This window comes from Enterobacter sp. SLBN-59 (assembly GCF_024807915.1).
Classification (GTDB): Bacteria; Pseudomonadota; Gammaproteobacteria; order Enterobacterales; family Enterobacteriaceae; genus Enterobacter; species Enterobacter asburiae_B.
This window is the reverse complement of sequence record NZ_JANUFI010000001.1, coordinates 2,106,182-2,128,383: the sequence shown is the minus strand read 5'-3', so window position 1 is coordinate 2,128,383 and position 22,202 is coordinate 2,106,182. Positions and strand designations below refer to the sequence as shown.

The following is a 22,202-nucleotide window of genomic DNA, read 5'->3' as shown; positions in this document are numbered from 1 at the left end:
TTGGCTGTCAGTCAAGCTATCGTTAACATGAATCCGATCGAAAATTCCTTATCGCATTTTTACAAATACGCAGTGGCAAGAAAGATAGATTCTGGCTCATGACAAGTAGAGTTGTTCATTTGTATAAAGAGACTTCGCCTTCAGGACGCGTTTTGAACCTGCGATGCATCCACAGGTATTGCTCAGGAGCACGGAGAATTTCACGCTCGATGATCTTGTTCATATAAGCCGCTGCGGCGACCTTGTCTTCCCCTGGATAGCCTGACAACGGCTTGCTGATATACATGTGATAACCTTGTTTATCGCTACGTCGAATCATGCTAAGTGTGATCAAGGGTGCACCAGCGAGTTTTGAAAGAACATACGTTCCGTTCGTCGTTGCTGCTTTTTTTACCGAGAAAAAAGGTGCAAAAACGCTTCCTTTAGACCCATAATCTTGGTCTGGTGCAAACCAAACGGCTTCACCTGCTTTTAGCGCATGAACAAAACCTGATAAATTACGTCGATTAATCATAGCCTTATTTGAACGCATACGCCCTTTTGTCTGTACCCATTCCATTAATGGATCATTGTGTGGGCGATACGTTGCCATCATAGGATGGCATAACCCCATTATTCTTCCACACAACTCAAGGGACATAAAATGAATCCCGACAACCATTACTCCTCTTGTCGCACCGGTCAGGTTTTCAAGCCCTTCGACATCAAACCATTTTTTGACTCTCGCATCGCTCCAGAACCAGGCCATTCCTGTTTCCATCAGTCCCAGCCCGAGAGAAACAAAGTTTTTATTGACCATCTGGCTCCGGGCAAACGGTGTCATCTCGGGAAAGCACAGTTCGATATTTCTAATCGCAATCCGTTCCCGGCGTTTCAGAATGGGTCTTGATATTTTTCCAAGGCCAGAGCCCAGAATATGTAAAACCGGGTAAGGAAGTTGAACGAGAAGCCACAGCAGACCCAAACCAGACCAGGTAAGCCAGTGGCGAGGATGAAGTAAATTATGAGTTAAAGTCTGTGCCATAAATTTCCTTAATGCTAATGAAGGTTATAACGCAAAAGGAAAACAATGAGGCAATTCGTCTTTAGCGATACATTTTGTTTTAGATGATTTAAATTCATCTAAATTCAGGAAAAAAATATTTTCCAGTGGCTGGTGAATAATTTAAAGAACCAGGAGTGAATTGTAAGCCAGCAAATTTATTCTGTTATAAATCCATGGTTTTATCATTGATACTCAAGGAATTGTCTTCTTGATTCATCATCATCAAGGTACTCAAAAGAAAGAAGCCGAATTTTGGTAAGTTTACAAAACCACTCACAATCGTTTCGTTGAATAATTTCGTCTGGTTTGAAACATATCCCGGATGCCACCCGAATAATCGCATATTTACCATTACTAAACCTGACCCTGTGAATACAGAAAGGTTGGCCAGCCTGTCCGTGACAGCTGTTCGACATGATATGCCCTTCAATAAAAACAGATTTTTTAGATTTCATTATCATACCCTCGACAACAGCAGTACAGGAGGAATGTTGTCATTTTCCGACATCACTGACGTTAAGTGGCAGAAGCTGATCAGCCGCCGATACACCAGCATTCTGAAGGTCTGAACAACAGTCCGCAGGCAGGGCACTCAAGAACCGCATCTTTTCTTAGTTTACCTGCTTTCTGATCGGCTCTGTGTGCACATACCGGACAGGCAACATGAACCGGTCTTTCTTTAAAATACCTGAGCCCATTTGTATAAGACATAAATAATTCTCTGAGGAATAGAGTGATTATTATACGCTTTAATATAAAAATAACTGGCATAAGTTATGTTAAGTTGTGTCTGAATCAGGATATCAGATATTGAAAATTGAACGTCTTATTTATGATACACTACCCTTCCGTGAGAAATTTAAGATGAAATCAGAAGACACCCTTGACTGGTATCCGGCACAATTACCGCCTGTGAAAATTATTCTTGGAGAAGCCGTGCTGGCTGTGGGTAAACAGGGCCGACCGATTAATACCCGCACCTTGCTGGAATACCTTCAGGTCATACAGGACAAACAAAAAAGGCGGGATGACAAAATCGCCATGCAGACTGCGATTGATGTTCTCAGGGATAATCAGCGCATTAACGGCAGACGTTAATGCACCTCCGGGATCAGTGTCAGTTCTGAATGATCTCAACCGTATGGTTTTGTCCATCATCCTTCAGCGGTATTCTGTCATCAGGGAGGAGAACACCATCCAGCGTCACGCAATATTCTGCATCGCCGCGTGAAACACTAATCTGATAATGGCTTTCACCATATTGATATGCCATAGAAAAAGAGGACCACTCATCCGGTAACCTGGCATGAACACTAAAGTCAGTGCCGGAACGTTTTATCCCCAGTAATCCCTCGGTAAGTAAACGCCAGGCCCAGGCTGCGGAACCGGTATACCAGCTCCACCCTGCACGTCCGGTATGGGGAGCGACACTGTAGACATCAGCACTCATGACATAAGGCTCAGCTTTATAAATCCCGACAGAGTCCGCATTCAGGGTATGATTTATAGGGCTGAGCATTGACCAGAGTTGCCAGGCTCGTTCGGCATTCCCCATTCGGGCAAAGGCCATCACTGCCCAGATGGCGCCATGCGTATACTGCCCTCCGTTTTCCCGCACGCCGGGCAGGTACCCCTGTATGTAGCCCGGATTTGGACCGTGTCCGTCGAAAGGAGGCGTTAACAGTTTGATCAGCCCTCCTTCGTTATCCACAAGGTGCTTATCCAGCGCCTGCATGGCCTTTGCGCACCGTCCCGGGCTCGCGGCGCCGGACAATACAGACCAGCTCTGCGCAATCGCATCAATCCGGCAGTCCTGTGAGGTTTTCGATCCCAGGGGAGTACCATCGTCAAAATACCCGCGCCGGTACCATTCCCCATCCCAGGCGTGGGCTTCGAGATTACTTTGCAGGCGCAGAGCCTGTGAACGGCACATCGCGGCGACGCTTTCATCCAGCCTGTGCTCCGCCAGCGCTGCAAACCGCTGCAAAATGTCGTACAGGAAGAAGCCCAGCCAGACGCTTTCACCTTTGCCTTCGATACCCACCCGGTTCATCCCGTCATTCCAGTCACCAGCCCCCATCAGCGGCAGGCCATGCTCCCCGAAGCGAAGTCCATAGTGAATAGCTTTGACGCAGTGTAACCAGAGTGTCTCTTCGGTGCCGCTGATGACCGGCGTGTCATAGACAGACTCTTCACCAGGCTGAAGCGAGCGTCCTTCCAGATAAGGAATGCGTATTTCCAGTGCATCCATATCCCCCGTCGTTTCAACATAGTGGCACACAGCAAGCGGCAGCCAAAGATAGTCATCGGAACAGCGGGTACGCACACCGTTGCCGTGTGGCGGGTGCCACCAGTGCTGCACATCCCCCTCGATAAACTGCCGTGATGCACAGAGTATTATCTGTTCACGCATCCGGTCCGGAGCAGCGTGGCTCAGAGCCAGCGTATCCTGCAGCTGATCGCGAAAACCAAATGCACCGCCAGACTGATAGTAGCCACTCCGGGCCATAAGACGGCAGGCGACCGTCTGATACAGCAGCCAACCATTAACCAGTAAATTTACGGACGTGTCGGGGGTGTTAACTACGATTTTATCGAGAACATTGTGCCAGTGATTATGAATCCGGTTCAGCTCCTGGCGGACCGTATCCTCGTTCATGTAGCGGGCCAGCGTCTCCTGAGCACAAACATCATTCTCCTCTGCGCCGAGGATAAAAATAAACGTCCTCTGGTCCCCGTCAATTAATGTAACCGCCGATTGCACCGCTCCGCAGGGATCCAGACCGGCCCCCGTCTTACCAGAAAGCTTTTGCAGTTTCATGGCCGAAGGGGCGTGAAGGGAACCATTACGGCCAATAAACTCCCGGCGATCCCCTGTCAGAGAACAATCATTACCGCTGACGGCAAAAAATGCAGTTCGGCCGCCACCATTATCACCATAAAAGTTATTCGCAAGCACCCCGCAGCCACCGGGCGTTCTGGCCACATGTGTCACAATGTGAGGGGCTGAGCGCGTTCGTGTTTCTCCGAGCGTCCACTCTACATAGCCTGTGACGGAAAGTTGACGTGTCCGTCCCGAAGAGTTACTGAGCGTCAGGAGCACCAGTTTAACCGGATCTTCTTCAGCAACCAGGACCGTCAACTCGCTGTCTATACCACTCTCACGATGGGCAAAAACGCTGTAGCCAAAACCATGGCGGGTCAGGTAGTCACCGTGTCCGCGAACAGGTAAAGCCGTCGGCGACCAGCACTCCCCGCTCTCTTCATCGCGCAGGTAAAATGCCTCGCCGCTGCGATCGCTCACCGGATCGTTCTCCCACGGCGTCAACCGGTATTCATGGGCATTCTCATACCAGGTATAGGCCTGCCCTGCCTCTGAGATCACACTGCCAAAACGAGAATTTGCCAGTATGTTCGACCAGGGAGCCGGTGTAAGCGCATTTTCCCGAAGGACGATCTGATACTCCCGCCCATCCTGAGAAAATCCACCGTACCCATTGAAATGGCATAACTGACTGGTATCAGGGCTCCAGTCCGTATGTTGATTACGCTCGCGCACAGCACGCGGAATGAATGCCCTTGCCGGCGATTTCAGGGTATGAATACGCTGGTTAAGCTGCTCATTAATACCCCCTGCGCGGTCATCAAGATAAAGACAGGCCACGCTCATCAAAAGCAACTTATCCTCAGCGGAGAGATGCTCACCGTTCCGGACAAAAAGCCCGCCCTTTTTATCCAGCAGACTGGCTTCAGACCCGGCATAAATTAACTCCATAATCTGATTTTGTAATCCCTGCTGGTAGCCGCCGGGGCTGTTATTCAGGATAACCAAATCAACATCCAGCCCTTTCTGTCTCCAGTAACGGTGTGCCTGAATCAGTGTGGTCACTGAGGTGATACTTTCCTCGCTGGTTATACTCAGCAGCACTATCGGCAGATCCCCTGAAATTGCCCAGCCCCACAGTCCGGACTGGCCACGCCGGTTGCGGCCTATCGCCTGGCCTTCGGCGCGCAGCTCCTGGACAGGGTAAAGCACAGCGCTGGCGAGACTATTGAACAACGTGGCATCATCTTCACTGGCGTTCATCTGGCGCAATACCACCAGACTGTGAGACCAGGCCAGTTCAAAGACGCGATCGGCGATAGGGTAATCGCGATATTTCTCCAGCAACGCCAGGCTCTGCTGACGGGTCTCGCTGATGCCATAAATGATATCAATCGTAACCGGCTGCCCTGGCTGCAGAATGATGGCGTTGCGAATTGCCAGTATCGGATCCAGCACCGAGCCCGACGTGTTGCCTAGCATCCCTCCCGTCTCTATTGCCTGTGCATTCGCAGGGTTTCTGCCACGTCCAATAAACCTTGCCCTGTCCGTTTCAAACGACACGTTATGTCGGTTATCGCCGTGCACCACCATCATGTGAAACAGGCAAGGGCCCGGTTCATCCGGTGAGCGCGGGCGCCGGTGGCAAAGAATAGCGTCACGCTCTGGAGCCAGCTCAGTCTGAATAAACAAATTGCTGAATGCCGGGTGTGCCAGATCGCTGGCATCAGGTGCCAGTACCACTTCAGCATAGGTTGTCAGCTCCAGAGAGCGAGGCTTACGACCACGATGAATCAGTGTGAGCCGTCGCAATTCAACATCATCCTCCGGAGAGATCACCACCTGAGTTTTGACGCTGAGTCCCCCTAAGCTGCGTCTGAATTCTGCCCCCGCATCGGTGAACAACACTTCCTCGTCTTGTCCGCTGGTGTAGCCTGTTGGTTGCCAGGTATTGCTCCACACATCTCCCGTCTGGGTATCGCGGATGTAGCAGAATGCTCCCCAGTTATCACAGGTGGTATCACTGCGCCAGCGCGTTAGTGCAATATCATTCCAGCGACTGTAACCACCGCCGCCCGCGGTCAACATCAGATGATAATGGCCGTTGGACAGGAGTTGAATATCCGGGGAGGGGGTATCCACGCTATAGAAAATACGGGGTTCATAGCGAACGGGTTTGACCATGCCCTCATGAGATTCAAAATGACGGCGCGGACTGTACAGATCGACCGCATCCGGCACGCGCTCCTGTAACAGCAGACTCGCTGACCGGAATACCGTGCTGGACATAAAGCGTTCAGTCATGGGGGCGTCAAGCAGCACATGAGCCAGCGCCTGAAATGCCATACCCTGGTGATGCGCCATCCAGGACTGTACCACCGCATAGAGCTGACCGGTTGCAAGACGTGAGGGGGTATAGTCCAGCGCTTCATAAAAACCGTATTCTCCGCGTGCACCATTTTTTTGCAGCCTGAACAGGTTCTCACAGGCTCTCTGTGGGGAAACCATCAGCGCCAGCAGCGTGGCGTAAGGAGCAACAACCATGTCATCGGCAAGTCCCCTGCGTAGACCGAGCCCCGGTACGCCAAATGCCTGATACTGATAATTATGCTGAACATCAAAAGCATGATAGCCAGACTCTGAAACACCCCATGGTACCCCGCGTTCTTTCCCCCAGTTAATCTGGCGCATAACCGCCGACTGACTCATTTCATCGAGCAGGCTGCCGGGCCAGGTGGGCATCACCAGATTCGGCATCAGATATTCAAACATGGATCCGCTCCATGACATCAGGGCAGTTTCATTATCAATCGTGGTAAACAATCGACCCAGCGCGTACCAGCTTTTAAGAGGCAGCTGATTAGTCGCAATGGCAAGAAAACTGGTCAGGCGGATTTCAGACGGCAGGAGATCGTAGTGGCTTTTGTCAGGCATATTGGTGTCACAGTTATAACCGACGCTGAGCAGACTGGTTGCTTCACTGTACAGAAAGGCGAAATCCATCCGGGCATGCTCATCCAGCCGCTGTTCCAGCTCGGTGATAATATTGAGTCGCATTCGGGCCTGCTCCGCCACTGACGCCGGAGGCGTTCCTGTACCGGTTAATGTCGGACGGGCAAGCTCGCTCAGCGTCGGCAGCGTCTGTTCATTCCAGGATGCAGGCAACCAGCCAAGCAACAGAGACCACTCATGGCAAAGCTGAACCAGTTGATGCTCCAGATATCCAGCCCAGCGCATCTGAAGAGGAGATCCCTGATGACATGCGCTGGTCAGATGGTTGCACTGGGTGCGCATGCTTTTCAGTTCGCTGAAAAGCGCCTGCGGAGAGAGCGACACCGCGTTCAGGCAATGCTTGCGCAGCAGTCTCAGGCTGTCAGGTGGGTTCTTACCCCACTGTTTTTCCAGAATATCCAGCGTATCGTTCAGTCCTGCCAGTATCTGTTGGTTGCTTAAAACAGGCTGATGACGCATGGCGGACAGGCCTGCACGCAGGGTCAATAAATGCCCGGCCATATTGCCGCTGTCGACGCTGGAGATATAGCGTGGACTTAGGGGGACCAGCGTACGGGTGTCATACCAGTTGTAGAGATGGCCCCGGTAGTGCTCCATTTTATCCATCGTGTCGAGCGTGAGCGACACGCGCCGGAGCACCTCTCCGCCAGGCAGGTAGCCAAAGTCCCATGCCGTCAGGTTAGCCATAAGTGAAAGACCAATATTGGTAGGAGAAGTTCGGTGTGCCACCGTCGGTTGTGGTATTTCCTGATAATTATCAGGCGGAAGCCAGTTCTCTTTTGCTGTGGCAAATATTTCAAAAAAAGCCCAGATTTCACGGCTTGTCTGGCGTAACAGCTGTTTTTGTTCCTGATTAGGCGAAAAAACCTTACGCACGGGCTGGCGACTCAGCCAGCTCATCAGCAGCGGTGCCACACACCATACCAAACCGATCGGTAACGCAATCCCCAGCAGCTGTGGGGCAAATTGTCCGGTCAGTATTGTCAGCGCCACGCCACCGGCAACGTTCAGCCACATCGCCTGATAAAAACGTGCAACAGTGGGTCTGGCCTGACTGCTGTCCTGGCTGTGGCTGACCCACTGGCTGAGGTGACGCCTGCTTATCCCCAGTCGCCATAGCGTCACGGCGATCGCTTTCAACGAATATCCGGCTTCGTGCGGCAGTATCGCAAAATTAAGGCTGATACCTGACAAACGCTTCAGCGCGCCCGCCCCCACCAGTAACAGATGCGGCTTCACGCGGCGACGCAGAGGTTTATGCAGAAGGTCATGGCTGATGCAGAGGATGGCTGGCAACAGCCATATCAGCAACAGTATGCCCAGCCAGTAAACCGGATTGGGTACCCAAAGCAGAGTGAAGAACAGCAATATCAGTAAAGAGGGGGCGACCAGACTGCGACGTAGATTATCGAGTAATTTCCAGTAAGAAAGCGCGGTCAGCGGATTCCTGACCCGGGTTCCATCGGCTTTTCTGACGCGTGGTTTTAGCCAGTTAAGCAGTTGCCAGTCACCCCGGATCCAGCGTGAACGTCGTGCAACATCCGACAGATAATTATTAGGGTACTGTTCGTACAGTAACACCTCGCTCAGCAGACCCGAACGTGCATAGCATCCTTCAAGCAGATCGTGGCTGAGTACCAGATTTTCCGGGCAGATGTTGGTAGTGGCCTGCATAAAAATATCAACATCGTAAATCCCTTTGCCCACAAACGAGCCTTCCCCAAAGAGATCCTGATAAATATCCGAAGACATCATCGAATAAGGGTTATTGCCCGGTACGCTGCTGCGCAGGGCTGCGTAACGCCCCTGACCGTTGCGTGGTATCTCCTCCGCAAGACCGGGCTGTAAAATACCGAATCCTTTGACAACCCTCTGGCGTACCGGATCATACTCAGGCGTATTCAGCGGATGCGCCATCGTCGCGACGAGTTTGTGTGCCGTATCGCGCGGGAGCACCGTATCGCTGTCCAGGGTAATGACGTATTTTATGTGACCCGGTAAAAGGTGGGCAGGCATCTCTGCAACGCTGACGAATTGCGTTCCGGGATGGCGCAACCAGCTGTTCAGTAACGCCAGTTTTCCCCGCTTGCGTTCATAGCCCATCCACGCTCCTTCCGAGGGGTTCCATTCAGGCTGGCGATGTAACAGATAAAAACGTGGTCGGCCGGAGGGGTAGCGGCGATTAAGCGCCTGCGTATCGGCGATAGCCTGTCTGAGCAGCGCGTGACTTTCCGGCGAGGGTTCATTTTCAGAATCAGCAAAATCAGTGAGCAGCGCGAACCTGAGATTTTCGTTTTCATTCCCCAACCAGCAGACTTCAAGACTGGTGAGGAGCTGGCTGAAACTTTCGTGGCTGGTCAACATGCAGGGAATGACTAACATGGTGGCACTTTCAGCGGGAATACCGGCTGAAAAATCCATCCCCGGCAAGGGTCGAGGAACGCGAAAACGGGTGGTTGCATCACTGAGCAAATCGCTCATTAACTGAGTTAATGCGATAATCAGAGGTAATATCACCGCGATCAATAGCCAGTCTGCGCCCTGCATGGCGGTTTCGTGCAATATTGCTGCGGTCGCTGCGGTTGTCAGCAACGCCAGGCTTCCAAGCCATGACAGCAGGGTTATTCTGTTGAAACTGTGCCGCAAGCGTATGAGCCTTGAGGCGTCTGCCAGGAGATGAATATCCAGCGCCTGTCGACCTTCGCCCGCAAGATAATAACCAACATGATGTTCCGGTGTATCGGGCGCTTTTTCCTCTGAAAGCGCCAGCACCTTCTCAGCAACCTCAGGCTCGCTGAGACCGCTGTCCCTGGCCAGAACCTCAACTACGTGCCGGTAATGATCCCGGGTATTGAAGTGCATCCGGGGATAGATGCCGGCAGGATCATTGCGTAATGCCTGTTCGACAACGCTTATCGTTTCGGCGAAATCAGCCCAGTCCGTTTCACTCAATAAACGCAGGCCCGCGATGCTGTTACTGACGGACAGCTGGCTGGCGGCAAGCTGCTGATTGAAACTATGTATGAGAACGTCAGTGGTGATCCCCTGTTCCCGAAGGCACTGATCAACCCAGGTCAGAGGTAACGACAGCGCGTTGCCATGCCCCTGCAGGCGCCGCACCAGCTCTGCGACAAACGCACTGGTTAACGGAGGTCGGGAGCGCGCCATATCGGCAACCACCATGATTAAATCACCAGGCGCACTCTCTGCGCATTCGACAATCCTTGTTATCCACGTATCAGCAAGGTTTCTGTCCTGCTGCGCTTTTATCACTTCCATACTGATACGACGAAGATTTTCAATCAGCGCAAGGCGCAGCATTCCCGGTAACGCCCAGACTTCACCCAGCGTCAGCGGCGTCACCTGTTGATAGGCAGTGAGATAGCTGGTCAGGCTGGCGGCATCCCAGCGGCCATCGCCGTGAGCAATGGCCTCTGATGCAATATGATAAATTCGTGGGCAATTCAACGGCGATACAAGCGACGGAAGACCTTTGCCAAAGCTTTTCGGCAGATGCTGGCGGACAGTGCGGATTTGTTCCTCAATCAGATAATAATTGTCCAGCAGCCATTCACCGGCGGGCATGATACTGGTCTTTTTACCCGCGTTAAGCTCATAGCAGTTTTGGGTAATGACGGCCTCATTGTCGCCAAGCCGTTTCAGAAGATAATAAGGATGCCTATCCGGTGATACTTTATGAGTCCGCGCCAGCTTCTGGCCGTAGCGTTCCATCTGGACGGTCGAAAAGAGTTCTGACCGCGGCGAGCTTTCACCGGCAGGATCGTTCGCCGAAAACGTTATGTTTTCGGCAGCATTCATCAGAATACGGGAGCGGTTAAACCACGCTCTGGGGATCATTTTCATAGCATTGCTCTGATGCGACGTTAGCGCGCAGGAGCAGTTGAGAAATCAGTTCAGAAACGTTCTCTCAGGATGGGCGTCAGGCATCAGGGATTTAACAGCTGCCGGAATCTAACATAAGTATAGGACATGAGCTCTGTTCTGCGGTTTTGGTCGAGCTAGCGTCGGGAGATAAACAGAGCCTTACATCCGGGGCAAAGCATGGTCTGGTTGAGCCGGATTTTTGACAACGGTTGTACTGATTTTAAGCCACAAACAGGACAGGCAGCAGTGGCAGTAGACGCACTGCTGAAGAATTTCATTGCGTAATTGATAACAGACATAACCATTAACCTTTCAATGAATGAGCTTCACCGTACCACATGTGGTTAAGTTTTAATCTATCTATTTTGACACACTGAAAATCAGGAAAGATAAATGTTCGCAGCCACAGGCCCCCTGAGACCGTTTATCCGGCAAAACTCTATGCGGCTTCCAGGGATGAGTAATTCTGATTCGCGAGAGTTAACGGCTGAAATGTGAAGCAGAACGTCTTTTCGTCCATCAGATGGGATGATGAGGCCTTTACCACTAAGAATATCAAAGCTTTTGACAATTCCTGTCATTTTATGGGACAAGTCAATTCCTTATTGAAAACACGTAAAGACTATACATTGAAAATGGCATTCAGCCACTTTTATTTTCCCTACAGGACCTCTGGACGGCTAAAAGATAATTTGCTTATATCGATTCCCTGTGCCTTAATGAATCCCATCAGTTCGATGTACTAATGAAAGTTAGAAATTTTCCGGGCAGTTCTCATTACCAGGCGCTATCGTTGATATCCCCTCTTTTGAGTCCATATGTTTAATCTTATACGTTTACTATCAATACAATCATGTATAACGGAGTCAGTATGACCTCTAGAATTATGGGCCTGGTTAAATGGTTTAACGAAGACAAAGGTTTTGGCTTCATCTCTCCTCTTGATGGCAGCAAAGATATCTTTGTCCATTTATCTGCACTTGATGGCGACAACTTTAAAACCTTATTTGAAGGTCAGAAAGTTGAATTCGCCATTCACCGCGGAGACAAGGGTCCTGCTGCTGCAAACGTAACACTTTGCGATAAATAAATCATTGTGGGTCTGCGATAACGATGAAGGATTATTCCTGAGTAGACAGATCCATAACTTAAATCAGATGAAAGTCGTTTATTCATAATATCTGATCAGCATATTTTTCAAAATTATGAGTATGCTAACCGATGTGATGAAGTGCAGTACTACTGCATAAAAAGTCTAAAAGCACAAACTAACCACATGTTAAATAAGAAGTGCGTAATGGCTTTGACCTTAATGGCATCTGCCAGTTAATATCCACGAGAGAACATGGTAATAGAATATGATTAAAGTCCTTGTTTTCTTTAATGCTGAATCCTGTAAAGTCATGACCGTTCTGGAAGGTATATCCTCTATCAGGCAGGAATATCCAAACGGTGAAGAAACACATCTTCGGATTATGTCTGCAGGTTTTCCTTCCTTAACTGGCGATCATGGTATTGTTTACGTGGCTACTGACAGGGAGTTAACGTCACAGGAGATACTTGATGCGGCCAGGAAATATTTATAGCATTTTTGTCATGCTCTCTGCTCCACGTTTAATTGCATGCTTACCCTATTTATCAGAATCGAACAAAAAATGAGTTGAAAACATTTATGGCCTGCTAACAGCAGGCTTTTTTTTACATTACACTTTTTAGAAACACCTCTATAAAGAGAGAGTAATTCGCTACCTTCTGACAAAATGCAGGTGTCTCTCCCCTGCGTGCCATCTTGCCATTTGTGAAAAACCTTGCTAAGCGGCGGCGCTGTCTCTCCTCATTTTAAATCTCATCAGGTGTGACTGAAGCAATAAGTTATGAGGATATAAAAAGGCTCTCCGGATGACTCCTGGCATCATAGTTTTAAGTACCTTCAAAAATGCATGGACATTTCGTATGAGTTGTAATTTAGTTCTTGCACATTCTTCTTAATTTTTCTTGCGATAAGAGATTTATATAAGTAGTCTAAACCTCGTTAATAACAATATGTCCCAATCGCATTAAAATGCTCAGTAAGAAAAATCGTGTTGATGAGCAACCGTCGACATTGGTATTTGCTGAACAACGAAAAAACTTTAAAAGGTCTCTTTATGTCAGATGCTCTAACACAGTTAAACAATATCCGTACCTTACGTTCTCAGACTCGTGAAATGTCATTAGATGTACTGGAAGATGTTCTGGAAAAGTTTAAAATTATTCTTATAGAACGACGAGAAGAAGAGACATTACGTCTTGCAAATGAAAGTCAGCGCCGCGATAAACTGGAAACACTTCGTCAGATGATGCTTGATGAGGGTATCGACCCCTCCGAACTTTTAGCTGCTATTGGCTCTTCGGGTAAGGCTAAAAGGACGCGCTCCCCCCGCCCCGCGAAGTATCGATATACTGACGAAACTGGAGAGTCAAAAACATGGTCAGGTCAGGGGCGAATGCCGAAGCGGATCTCAAATCTGATTGCTGAAGGTGGGGAATTAAAAGATTTTGAAATCAGCTAAAAAGAGCCGGGTATAACCCGGCTCTTTTTTGTATAGGCCGCAAGTTGCCTTAGAGAATAGTCGAGAAACATTTAGTTCCGTTGATGTAACCGAGAAGCTGTTTAAAATCACAGTGCTGCTTAAGGGACAAACCGGTTATCTTGCAGATCGTTACAGCGAGCAAAAAGAGAGCCATCAGGAGCTTTCATCCCGAGTTAATTAGGACAATATATAATGTATGTTCTTCGTGAATCCATACTGCATGAGCTTAACAACGTCCGTTATTGGCACAAAACTGACATCCCAACCTGTATCAGATCATTAAAATTGCCATAAGTTAAGCCAGTAACTCTCTGGTATGACGTAGCGCTTGCGCATCAGGCAGGACAGCCAAATTTGATGTTCGCTGAAAGCTGATTGCTCCCTGGCGCAATGCCTATTGTTAGCTTGCAGGTGAAATAATAACAGAAGGCCTATCCAAAGCGTGTTATAAGCGAGTATGAAAACCTCCACACGGGTGGTTGAGAGGCATGGCATGAAATTACGAATCACAAGAGCAATCGGCCTCAGCAGGTTCTCGCCACGTTGGGTTAAGGTTATCTGTTTACAGTTAACAAAAAATGATATTGAGCGCTCCCTCAATGCTCTACTGGCCAACATTGATGAATCTGAGCTTTCTCCGGAGCAAGTCAAAGCGTTTAGGGAATGCGTTGACAGGATTAACCTGGCACGGGGTAAGGGGATGCAGGCGTGAGCACTTTTAATTAAGCATTTTTCGATGTTGCTTTGTCAATGATGGCTTTTATCCAAAAAATTCGGCAGGTGAAAAGTAGTCTAACCGTTTGATAAAAGGTAAGCCCAAACCGTATATGCGCGGCGTGTTTGCTGCGCAAGTATCGCTGACAGGCCGACAGCAGCGGAGCTCTCGAAAGCCACATATGAGCCAATGAAGACTGATGGGAGCGCGTAGGGATGAAACTGTCCGCTATGAGCGATCTGCTGACATTACCAGCATAGTGGCGTATTAATCATCTAGGAGCAGGTCACAATCTCAGCCATCAAGCTCTGGACTAACCCAACTGCGAAACGCTGCAGACTAACAAGACCATCTTCGTCGTCCTCGCCGTAGAAACGTGTGAAGGCAACCGATCGCACCTTCTCATAGTCTTCACCATGTTCATCGCCTCCAAAACGCTTGGCGAGCGCCGCCAGCACGTACTTCAAAGACTCTTGGTCCTCCTCTGAACGAATAGAGCTATGACTTCGCTAGAGACAAAGTCGCTTACTTAGCTTCCCTGTTTCGATGTTGCAACTCACATATTTTTAACTTTCAGAATGTGTTACCCAATAGTTCGTGCTAATGCTACTATTTGTATTCAATCGGATTAATGATGTTGTTACGCGAGTCCATTGAACTAAACATAAGGGAGTATATGGGGTTAGCTGAAACATTAGTTAGTATTCCGCAGTCTGAAAGAGGCGGTGAGATTGCTCAACGTGGGTTTGACTATCAAACTTGCTGGGCTTTATCTCAAATGCTGGAATATGAACTAGATGAAAAGAACTATGTGTTTATCTTCGAATATCATGATGATGTTCTTATTCTTGATGACGAAGTTTCTCCAACACAACTCACATTTGCTCAAGTAAAAACAAGAGAGAAACACTGGACTGCATCCACTCTTAGTAATAGCACCAAGAAGAACCCAATATCTATCATCGGTAAGTTATTTATTCATCAAAAGAATTTCGCCGAATATTCACCCAAGCTCCTTTTTGTTACTAATGCTTCTTTCAATCTATGTGAGGAAAACGGTGGTAAGTCTTGTTTTGGTGCAAATGAAGTCAAAGTGGAGTATCAGACGAGCTTTAAGAAAGCAATCAAAGATCAAGTAAAGCTTGATGACTCCAGTATCGATCTTTCTGTTATGCGTTTCGTTCAATCCTCATTAAGCCTAGATGACCACATTACACATCTAAAAGGTAAACTATGCGATTTCCTTAGCAAGAAGTTTGGCGATAGCATTAGCCTGAGTGTTAATGCATTAGCTTCTTTGCTTGAACAGGCGTGTCGAGAAAAATCCAAGGTAAAATCCGCAGATATTATTAATTTTCCTGAACTTATCTCACGAAAGGGTTTCTCATCAGAAGCATTGAATGGTGTGCTTGATTCCTTGAATGCAAGTAATAGTTTAAAGCCTGATTGGGACAAAGCTAGTCCCCTATTCAATGATCTTGGCAAAACATCGCTTCAGCTCATTATCCTGCAAGCCATGTTCTCACAAGTTTGCATCGACCTTAACCAAAACAAAAAAAATCCTTCGACTGTATATCTAGAATATGCAATTAGCCTTTACGATGAGGCGAGTGCTCACTCGGATTTGAAATTATATCTAACTGAAACCATGTACAAAATTGATGCACTTTGTCCAGATTATGCATTGACTTTAAAGTCAGGGAAGAAAGAATGCATAGTTATTTACTCAATAATCCAGAAGCTCTTAGAGGGAGGTGAATAATGAAAAGCATATACTTTAAAAGTGCTCATATATTATCCCTTCGCGATAAGAAAGGATTCTCCTTCAAGTTCTCACCTGATATTAATATCATTACAGGTGAGAACGACACAGGTAAGTCTAGCTTTATTAAGAGCTTATATCATACATTAGGTGCTGATGTTCGACTGGATAAAAAGTGGAAAGAAGATAACTTTGTTTCAAAAGTTGTTATTTGTGTTAATAATCGTGACTATGCGTTTCTTCGCCACGAAAAACGTATTTCCATTTTCGATATAACAGCAGGACAAGAGCATCACTTAGTGACCTCTAGCTCTCGTGCAGAGATTGCATTAGCTGTGCGTGATGTCTTTGATTTCAATTTGGAGCTTGTGACTAAAACTAATTTGGTTCAGGGACAAGCACAACCAGCAAGTCTTTATCTCCCTTACTATATTGATCAAGATAACGGTTGGGGGAAAGTTTTAGATTCATTTAGCAGTTTGGCTATGTATGAGGACTGGCAAAAAAATATCTTGAATTTTCATACTGGTGTAAAACCAAAGGAGTACTATACTTTACAAGGAAAGATTAATTTAATTGATATCGATCTTGTTGAAATCCGAACGACGTTAAAAGCTCTAAAGAGAGCTAAAAAGCGATTCGAAGAGTCATTTGGAAGAGTACTTTTCGATGTGGATGTAAAATATTATGAAGAGCTGCTGGAACGTTTCCTTCGTAAGTGCCAAGACTTACATCAAGAAGAAACAGAATACAGAATTAAGCTCATAAAAATATTATCTCTACGAGATGAATTAGTAACAGAAATAGAGGAATCAAAAAGACAGCTCGATGAAAATGATATAGATTCTTTGCTACCATCGGCAGGCTTAGAAGCAAGATATGTAGTACTTGAGAATAAAGAAAAGCTATTGCAAATCATACCAAAGTTGTATGAGGAAAAATCTGTATATGATGATCAACTCTCTAAAATTAAAGAAGATTTGAAACAGGCTATAAGCTTAAGCTCAGAACTCAAAAACATGCTTCTGGAAGTCAAAGAGCAACTGACTCTTCAAGACGTTATTAAGTCTCAAGCAAGTAAGCAGGTTGAGGTAACTTTCGATGAGCAAATTAACGAATTACTGCTAAAAATAGGCGAATTGGATGTTGCTAGAACTCAGTTTTCAAAAGAAATAGCAAAGTTCGAAGATAAAAAGCGAGCAAAAGAAATCAATGATAAGTTTAAAGAGTCACTGAAGTTTGCGCAAACTGAGTTAGGTATCAAAGATCCTAAAGTTGGAACTATTCTTCAATATGGTCCGATTTCTAAGAGCGAAACAGGCAGCCGTGCTCCAAGATCAATATTGGCTTATCACTATGCTCTTCTAAAAACAATAGAAGATAAATCGACAAGTCCTATGCTTCCAGTAGTAATTGACTCGCCTAAACAACAAGATCCAGATCCGCGTACAACAAAAAAGTTATTCGATTTATGTATTAATGGTTTATCAACTAATAGCCAGCTAATTATCGGCTCAGTTTCATTTGAAAGAGAAACGAATCAGTTTAAAACACTTATTATGACTGAAAAATACAGTCTGCTAAAATCAGAGCTTTACAATCAGGTTTATCAAGAGATTATGCCTCTTTATGAACGAGCTGCGTTATCATAATCTGATCATTTATATGGGAACACGCTCATCACTATGAGTGTGTCTCCTCATAGTTACGCTAGCTATCAATTAAATTAGCCTATTCAATTGACCAGCTCTTCATTGATCAACAATAAGTGCTATTAGCTACTTCAGCTTTCGGCACAGAGCGGACGAGATGGCTGGTTTGAAGGTCCGCTGTGAGCGAAGAGCGGAACTTCGCGATTAATCTCGCAGTCAAATAGTTGCATTACTCACATTACGGCGTATTAATCAATGGAGAGCAGATCAATAAGAACAGAAATAAACATTCCAAGCATTACTACAAGTCTGACATTAGAGCCAAACACATAATCCGTTCCCAGTGATTCACAAAAGGCGAATTATTGATTATTGTTTGAAATATAAGGTCTTTAGCAGCATTTTTATCTACGGAGATTGGTAGTACTGAGTTATATAGAGCTAAAAGCACAACTAACCTCGCACCAGCTTCTTTAGAGTATCTTAAAGATAAATCAAAATCGTTAAAATGTTTTTCCACTCTTTGTTTATGTGCATTATCCCAATCAGCAGGTGGCGAAACAAAATACTCAATAACTCCAGGCTCATCATTTTTGCCAACCAAGTATCTAGCCGATATCCACTGTTCATCATAATAACGGCTATCGTCTAAATAGGGATGTATTATCTGTTTTGCTTCATTTCTTGCAAAAGCTTCCCCTTTTCCATCCATATTACAATCTCGACAAGCTGGCACAAGATTAACAGGCAATATAGAAAACTGAGGATAGTGAGCTTTAGGCAAATAATGATCTAAATTTCGAGGTCGCCCAATCCCACCACAAAATGGGCATTTTTCATTAGCAGCAGTCATCAGGGCATCATAAATAGTTCGAGCAGGCTTTTTCTTCCCAACAACATAATTTCCATAAAGCTTAACAAAGTCAGATTTCTTTAACCGACCTACAACAATAGGGTCTTCCTCATTTTTTATTTGCAGTGGTTGTATTGTATAAAGTTCACCAGTTAATGCCGATGCATTGTATGAAGCTGCCAATGTTTGCAAATCAGTTATTGCTTCATTCACTTTCAGCAACAAGCCCGGATTACCAGTTATGCCTTCGCGGCAGCTAGTCAGCATATCGGCATATGTATAAGCAGGTTGTTTAAGTTTTAACATCACTTAACACTCCGATCTCTGTGTGTGACAAGCGCTTTTAATAGAGCTCGGGCTTCAACACCAAGCTGGTTACGATACTCATCGACTATATCCTCATATGTTCCACCTGACTTAACAGATTGGACTAATAAATCGTGAAAACCGGATTTAACTACTTCAAGACCAAATACCTCTCTTGTTAAGATTCCTACATTCTCACCAAATGTTTCAATGTCTGGCCTGCGAGATTCGGTAGACAATCTTGAACGATTGATTTTCCAAACACATCGTTTAGGGACCTCTTGAAGTACCACAGGTGAGTGAGTTGCAATAATAGAAACACCATTTCTATCAAGTAGCAAATCAGACAGTGCACGAATAAAAGCAGACAGCAACGGTGGATGAAGATGGCTCTCTGGTTCATCAATTAGCACTAACGTTTTTTCTTCCACCGTTGCAACTAAACGTGTAAGTGTTAATAACACTACCGCATGACCGGAGCTCATTCTTTTTATACGTTTCCGTGCATTACTAACGAGCATCTCACCATTATATCCTGCTAGATTTTTCAGCTCCATGCTTGCAAAATTTTCATCAGACTCCAAAGTATCAATAGCCTGCAGCCATCTTTCACGCTTAGGAATCTGGCTAAAGCATAGCGTCAAAGCTTGTAGAAAGTCTTCATGAATATCATTTAGTCCTTTCAGCGACTCTCCTTTTTTTTTCAAACCTATATAGAAGTAGCAAGTTCCCTTTGATGGATCAGGCTGTTCACTTGGTGGCTCGAATGGATCGAATGCGCTAAATGACACAGAGACTAAACTACTAAAGTAATCATTATCAATCGGATCATCACTCCACCCCTCCAGATCATAAAATTTTGCATTCGACGTACCTTTACTGGTAACAGCTTCAATCATTCCGTTTAGAATTGTCGTTTTCCCCACACCATTACGACCTATGATCGCGTGAATATTGGTGCTTGGTTTTTCTCCTACTTTCACCTTAAATGATAATTCGATATCGGAAATCTTGTCTTGTGCAGGGCGAATGAACTTGAACTCAAAATTAGTCAGTGGATTCTTTCCCTCAAGTACTCGCGCAAACTGCCCTTTAATAACAGACAAACTAACATACCGAAGCAAAGACGTTTTAAAGACCTCCTCATCCTTAACAAGATCTATAAGTTCTGGCGCATAAGCAATATCTTTGAGCGCCTCAAGTAATGAAACTTTGACGGATTCTGGTAAATTCGAAATTTTCTGATAATAGTCGACATCCTGACCAACGGAAAAATATCCTTCTGGGAGAATTCTAAACCTGCTTCCTAACGTGGAGTAAGTTGATTTTTCAGTAGTTTGTCCTTGAAAGCCAATCTTGACATTCCCAATATCATGCCGTTCACCTTTCTGATCAAACAGATACATGTAAAACATTGTAATGAATGAAAAGTCATTCCAACGATCCACATGCAGGTAAGCCGTACTAATACCTGCGGCAGGAATACGTTGCTCTCGGGGTACAATAATGATTTCCATATAATTTCCGAAAACCTTTTTTTGTTTAGATTCACCTAATTATATCAAAAACAACAACAGATGTGTAAATATCTTCTGCGAGAAATTTAAATATAAAAGAAAACTCAAAAATTGTTTTTGCGGTTACGCTACTAATTAAAAGAAGTATCTTCAGGAGTTCTAATTATTAGTTGAAATAATTTACATATGAGCCGCAGTTGGACTTTTGACATAATAAGATTCTAGCAAAGGCAGGTTCTGGCCAAAAGCAGTCTTTCGGGTTTAAGACCTACAGCCTGACACTTCCGAATCTAAGTGGTCGAATTTTATTAGTGATGGTGGAGTAATCTGCAAATGGGTAGTCAAGTCAAATGGAACTATGTATCCATTAGTATTTGCGGCTAAATAGATGTAAGATATTAACGTCTAATGTAGGAATGTTCCATTCAGGCCAGAGCGTCAAACAAAGCCCGAACTTACCAGTCGGGCTTCTTTATGTCGGTTTTCAGTGTCGCCTGTACCACGGCTAAAATGATTTGTCCGGTCAGGACTGTGTCCCATCATCCAGGGTCAAATTTCTCAATCCTCAGTCCTCCTGGTGTTATCATGTTTTAATGAGTCACTAGTAATACATGAGTATTATTCAAAGCATATTATGTATTAGGACTAAGCAATCTAATTGAATACCATTACTTTTTTTTATTAAACCATGCCTCATGTAGCTCTTGCAGTTTCACCCAAAAATATGCATCTGTATTGAAAATTATCGCGAGTTGAAAAGCTTCCTCAAGAGTTATATTTCGCTCATTTTGTATTATTTCCAAAATTTTTTCATATGATGTATCCATCAGTTCAGCAAGTCTTGCGGGAGGCATATCCAATGGTTTCAAGAATTCTTCGTATAAAATCTCTCCGACAGTTGAAGGTGCAGCATTTATCGTCCTCATCCCCCCTCCTTTTTTTTAAACGTCATCGGATTCATTATAGTAATTTGTTTAGTTAAACAAATCATAGAGTAAGGTTGGTTTAAGTGTTTTTCTTACTCAAATTCGATATATCCGCTGTCAGGAATGAATCATTTGCAAACAGTAGTTCTTATAAAGGTTAGCTAACCAAATTTATAAGTCATCTACAACCCTCTATTATTTACATTTTGTTTCATTTTATTTATTGCTATTTAGTTTAGCTAAACAATCTATTTCATCATGTATAATCTGTGTATTTACCCACAGATTCTGTTGATAATATTGTGCATAACTTGTTTGTTAATTTTTTATTATATGACACTTGAGGGGCTGCTTTATGACATATGAGGGGCGATTTCATGACACTTGAGGGGCTACTTTATGACATATGAGGGGCGCATGTGGATATTTTTCCCCTTAATAATCATTGTTTTAATTGAGTTTTGCACACCCCTCTAACCAGATCTTTAACCTTATATATAACCAAAAAGATTAAAGGAATTATTAAAACCTTAGTGTGATTCAGAAATTGGTCAATAAAACCAATTTCATATGAAGTTAGAACCCGATGAATAAAAACCCTGTTGACATTATTCTTTTTGGCAGTAAGTTTTAATTATTCTCAATTCATAACGTTGGTTAGCAAACTTTAGCGCCTAAAATTTTAGCCGCTAAAATCCTCAAATTTCTACTGAGAGATGGGTTCTTCGATGAAATCAGTTATGCCAGAACTTATAACCGTTGAAGAGTTGGCTTTTGCATTAAAGAAAACTGTAAAAAGTATCCGCAGTGATGCAACGCGAAATCCAAAATGTCTTCCACCAAGATGCCGTCTTCCCGGTAATAAACGTCTTCTCTGGCGTAGAGAGGATGTTAAGGACTGGATAGATAAATCTGTTGAGTCAAAGACAGAAAATGACGATATAGCGAAAGAGATAAATAGGTTTCAAAGGAAACGTGGCAGGCCGCTAAAACCCAAGCCGCGAGAATAAAAATATTCCTTGGGGTATTCAGATAAGTTTCCTTTCAATAAACACATATGCTGCACACTTTTACACGACTAATACTGCACAAATGCTTTACGAAAACACACTGAGTACACAGGAATACACAA

General features: G+C 45.3%; 18 protein-coding genes and 1 pseudogene. 9 read left to right on the top strand and 10 right to left on the bottom strand.

Annotation, left to right across the window (positions count from 1 at the left end):
* Positions 1 to 115: 115 nt before the first annotated feature.
* From lpxP to M2422_RS23920, 3 genes are all read right to left on the bottom strand, one after another.
* Positions 116 to 1,024, bottom strand: coding sequence for a kdo(2)-lipid IV(A) palmitoleoyltransferase (gene lpxP, locus M2422_RS10215; protein WP_232927825.1), 909 nt, complete (start codon positions 1,022 to 1,024; stop codon positions 116 to 118).
* Between the two features lie 203 nt (positions 1,025 to 1,227).
* Positions 1,228 to 1,500 carry a hypothetical protein gene (locus M2422_RS10210; RefSeq protein WP_181642280.1) on the bottom strand — a complete coding sequence of 91 codons (273 nt, stop codon included), beginning with the start codon at positions 1,498 to 1,500 and terminating at the stop codon, positions 1,228 to 1,230.
* 79 nt (positions 1,501 to 1,579) lie between these two features.
* A complete protein-coding gene (locus M2422_RS23920; RefSeq protein WP_213076229.1) occupies positions 1,580 to 1,756 on the bottom strand; it encodes a YnfU family zinc-binding protein in 177 nt (58 codons plus the stop codon).
* A gap of 153 nt (positions 1,757 to 1,909) precedes the next feature.
* Here M2422_RS23920 and M2422_RS10205 point away from each other — a divergent pair, with 153 nt between their 5' ends.
* Entirely contained in the window at positions 1,910 to 2,143 is a 234-nt protein-coding gene (locus M2422_RS10205; protein ID WP_001446196.1) for a hypothetical protein, read from the top strand.
* A 19-nt stretch (positions 2,144 to 2,162) separates the two neighbouring features.
* On the opposite strand, the gene M2422_RS10200 is transcribed toward M2422_RS10205, so the two are convergent.
* The 3 genes from M2422_RS10200 to cspF all read right to left on the bottom strand — a co-directional run bounded on the left by M2422_RS10200 (position 2,163) and on the right by cspF (position 11,359).
* Positions 2,163 to 10,745, bottom strand: a complete 8,583-nt coding sequence (locus M2422_RS10200) for a glycoside hydrolase family 94 protein (protein ID WP_259140553.1) — start codon at positions 10,743 to 10,745, stop codon at positions 2,163 to 2,165.
* A 155-nt stretch (positions 10,746 to 10,900) separates the two neighbouring features.
* The gene (locus M2422_RS10195) at positions 10,901 to 11,065 is read right to left on the bottom strand and encodes a YnfU family zinc-binding protein (protein WP_213076230.1); all 165 of its coding nucleotides are present in this window, start codon (positions 11,063 to 11,065) and stop codon (positions 10,901 to 10,903) included.
* Between the two features lie 81 nt (positions 11,066 to 11,146).
* Positions 11,147 to 11,359 (bottom strand): cold shock-like protein CspF, encoded by a 213-nt coding sequence (gene cspF / locus M2422_RS10190; RefSeq protein ID WP_001446195.1) that lies wholly within the window; start codon positions 11,357 to 11,359, stop codon positions 11,147 to 11,149.
* 278 nt (positions 11,360 to 11,637) lie between these two features.
* On the opposite strand from cspF, the gene M2422_RS10185 reads away from it, so the two are divergent.
* From M2422_RS10185 to M2422_RS10165, 5 genes and pseudogenes are all read left to right on the top strand, one after another.
* Positions 11,638 to 11,856 (top strand): cold shock domain-containing protein, encoded by a 219-nt coding sequence (locus M2422_RS10185; RefSeq protein ID WP_000203924.1) that lies wholly within the window; start codon positions 11,638 to 11,640, stop codon positions 11,854 to 11,856.
* Positions 11,857 to 12,124: 268 nt separating this feature from the next.
* Positions 12,125 to 12,352 carry a hypothetical protein gene (locus tag M2422_RS10180; protein WP_010434226.1) on the top strand — a complete coding sequence of 76 codons (228 nt, stop codon included), beginning with the start codon at positions 12,125 to 12,127 and terminating at the stop codon, positions 12,350 to 12,352.
* Positions 12,353 to 12,913: 561 nt separating this feature from the next.
* Entirely contained in the window at positions 12,914 to 13,318 is a 405-nt protein-coding gene (locus tag M2422_RS10175) for an H-NS family nucleoid-associated regulatory protein (RefSeq protein WP_223537960.1), read from the top strand.
* A 52-nt stretch (positions 13,319 to 13,370) separates the two neighbouring features.
* Positions 13,371 to 13,520 (top strand): annotated as a pseudogene (locus M2422_RS10170) (arsenical resistance protein ArsH); the annotation flags it as partial.
* Positions 13,521 to 13,832: 312 nt separating this feature from the next.
* Complete coding sequence (locus M2422_RS10165) at positions 13,833 to 14,051, top strand: hypothetical protein (protein ID WP_063956689.1); 219 nt, start codon at positions 13,833 to 13,835, stop codon at positions 14,049 to 14,051.
* Between the two features lie 278 nt (positions 14,052 to 14,329).
* On the opposite strand, the gene M2422_RS10160 is transcribed toward M2422_RS10165, so the two are convergent.
* Positions 14,330 to 14,512: a hypothetical protein gene (locus M2422_RS10160; RefSeq protein ID WP_000878752.1), complete on the bottom strand. Its 183-nt coding sequence runs from the start codon at positions 14,510 to 14,512 to the stop codon at positions 14,330 to 14,332.
* Positions 14,513 to 14,730: 218 nt separating this feature from the next.
* Here M2422_RS10160 and M2422_RS10155 point away from each other — a divergent pair, with 218 nt between their 5' ends.
* Both M2422_RS10155 and M2422_RS10150 read left to right on the top strand, forming a co-directional pair.
* Positions 14,731 to 15,816 carry a DUF4297 domain-containing protein gene (locus tag M2422_RS10155; RefSeq protein WP_000521770.1) on the top strand — a complete coding sequence of 362 codons (1,086 nt, stop codon included), beginning with the start codon at positions 14,731 to 14,733 and terminating at the stop codon, positions 15,814 to 15,816.
* Complete coding sequence (locus M2422_RS10150; RefSeq protein ID WP_232927830.1) at positions 15,816 to 17,468, top strand: AAA family ATPase; 1,653 nt, start codon at positions 15,816 to 15,818, stop codon at positions 17,466 to 17,468. The genes M2422_RS10155 and M2422_RS10150 overlap by 1 nt, the downstream gene beginning before the upstream one ends.
* Before the next feature lie 301 nt (positions 17,469 to 17,769).
* Here the strand turns inward: M2422_RS10150 and M2422_RS10145 are convergent, their stop codons facing one another.
* The 3 genes from M2422_RS10145 to M2422_RS10135 form a co-directional block, all read right to left on the bottom strand.
* Entirely contained in the window at positions 17,770 to 18,627 is an 858-nt protein-coding gene (locus M2422_RS10145; RefSeq protein ID WP_259142540.1) for an HNH endonuclease signature motif containing protein, read from the bottom strand.
* The gene (locus tag M2422_RS10140; RefSeq protein ID WP_000402610.1) at positions 18,627 to 20,144 is read right to left on the bottom strand and encodes an AAA family ATPase; all 1,518 of its coding nucleotides are present in this window, start codon (positions 20,142 to 20,144) and stop codon (positions 18,627 to 18,629) included. Before M2422_RS10140 ends, M2422_RS10145 begins: the two co-directional genes overlap by 1 nt.
* A gap of 668 nt (positions 20,145 to 20,812) precedes the next feature.
* The gene (locus M2422_RS10135; RefSeq protein WP_259140549.1) at positions 20,813 to 21,070 is read right to left on the bottom strand and encodes a HigA family addiction module antitoxin; all 258 of its coding nucleotides are present in this window, start codon (positions 21,068 to 21,070) and stop codon (positions 20,813 to 20,815) included.
* A 728-nt stretch (positions 21,071 to 21,798) separates the two neighbouring features.
* Here M2422_RS10135 and M2422_RS10130 point away from each other — a divergent pair.
* A complete protein-coding gene (locus M2422_RS10130) occupies positions 21,799 to 22,080 on the top strand; it encodes a hypothetical protein (RefSeq protein ID WP_000843928.1) in 282 nt (93 codons plus the stop codon).
* The last annotated feature ends 122 nt before the right edge of the window (positions 22,081 to 22,202 follow it).

Bases quoted from the DNA above. Each gene is read 5' to 3' on its own strand.
- lpxP (WP_232927825.1), bottom strand. From the start codon at position 1,024: ATGGCACAGACTTTAACTCATAATTTACTTCATCCTCGCCACTGGCTT.
- M2422_RS10210 (WP_181642280.1), bottom strand. From the start codon at position 1,500: ATGAAATCTAAAAAATCTGTTTTTATTGAAGGGCATATCATGTCGAAC.
- M2422_RS23920 (WP_213076229.1), bottom strand. From the start codon at position 1,756: ATGTCTTATACAAATGGGCTCAGGTATTTTAAAGAAAGACCGGTTCAT.
- M2422_RS10205 (WP_001446196.1), top strand. From the start codon at position 1,910: ATGAAATCAGAAGACACCCTTGACTGGTATCCGGCACAATTACCGCCT.
- M2422_RS10200 (WP_259140553.1), bottom strand. From the start codon at position 10,745: ATGAAAATGATCCCCAGAGCGTGGTTTAACCGCTCCCGTATTCTGATG.
- M2422_RS10195 (WP_213076230.1), bottom strand. From the start codon at position 11,065: ATGTCTGTTATCAATTACGCAATGAAATTCTTCAGCAGTGCGTCTACT.
- M2422_RS10185 (WP_000203924.1), top strand. From the start codon at position 11,638: ATGACCTCTAGAATTATGGGCCTGGTTAAATGGTTTAACGAAGACAAA.
- M2422_RS10180 (WP_010434226.1), top strand. From the start codon at position 12,125: ATGATTAAAGTCCTTGTTTTCTTTAATGCTGAATCCTGTAAAGTCATG.
- M2422_RS10175 (WP_223537960.1), top strand. From the start codon at position 12,914: ATGTCAGATGCTCTAACACAGTTAAACAATATCCGTACCTTACGTTCT.
- M2422_RS10165 (WP_063956689.1), top strand. From the start codon at position 13,833: ATGAAATTACGAATCACAAGAGCAATCGGCCTCAGCAGGTTCTCGCCA.
- M2422_RS10155 (WP_000521770.1), top strand. From the start codon at position 14,731: ATGGGGTTAGCTGAAACATTAGTTAGTATTCCGCAGTCTGAAAGAGGC.
- M2422_RS10150 (WP_232927830.1), top strand. From the start codon at position 15,816: ATGAAAAGCATATACTTTAAAAGTGCTCATATATTATCCCTTCGCGAT.
- M2422_RS10145 (WP_259142540.1), bottom strand. From the start codon at position 18,627: ATGTTAAAACTTAAACAACCTGCTTATACATATGCCGATATGCTGACT.
- M2422_RS10140 (WP_000402610.1), bottom strand. From the start codon at position 20,144: ATGGAAATCATTATTGTACCCCGAGAGCAACGTATTCCTGCCGCAGGT.
- M2422_RS10135 (WP_259140549.1), bottom strand. From the start codon at position 21,070: ATGAGGACGATAAATGCTGCACCTTCAACTGTCGGAGAGATTTTATAC.
- M2422_RS10130 (WP_000843928.1), top strand. From the start codon at position 21,799: ATGAAATCAGTTATGCCAGAACTTATAACCGTTGAAGAGTTGGCTTTT.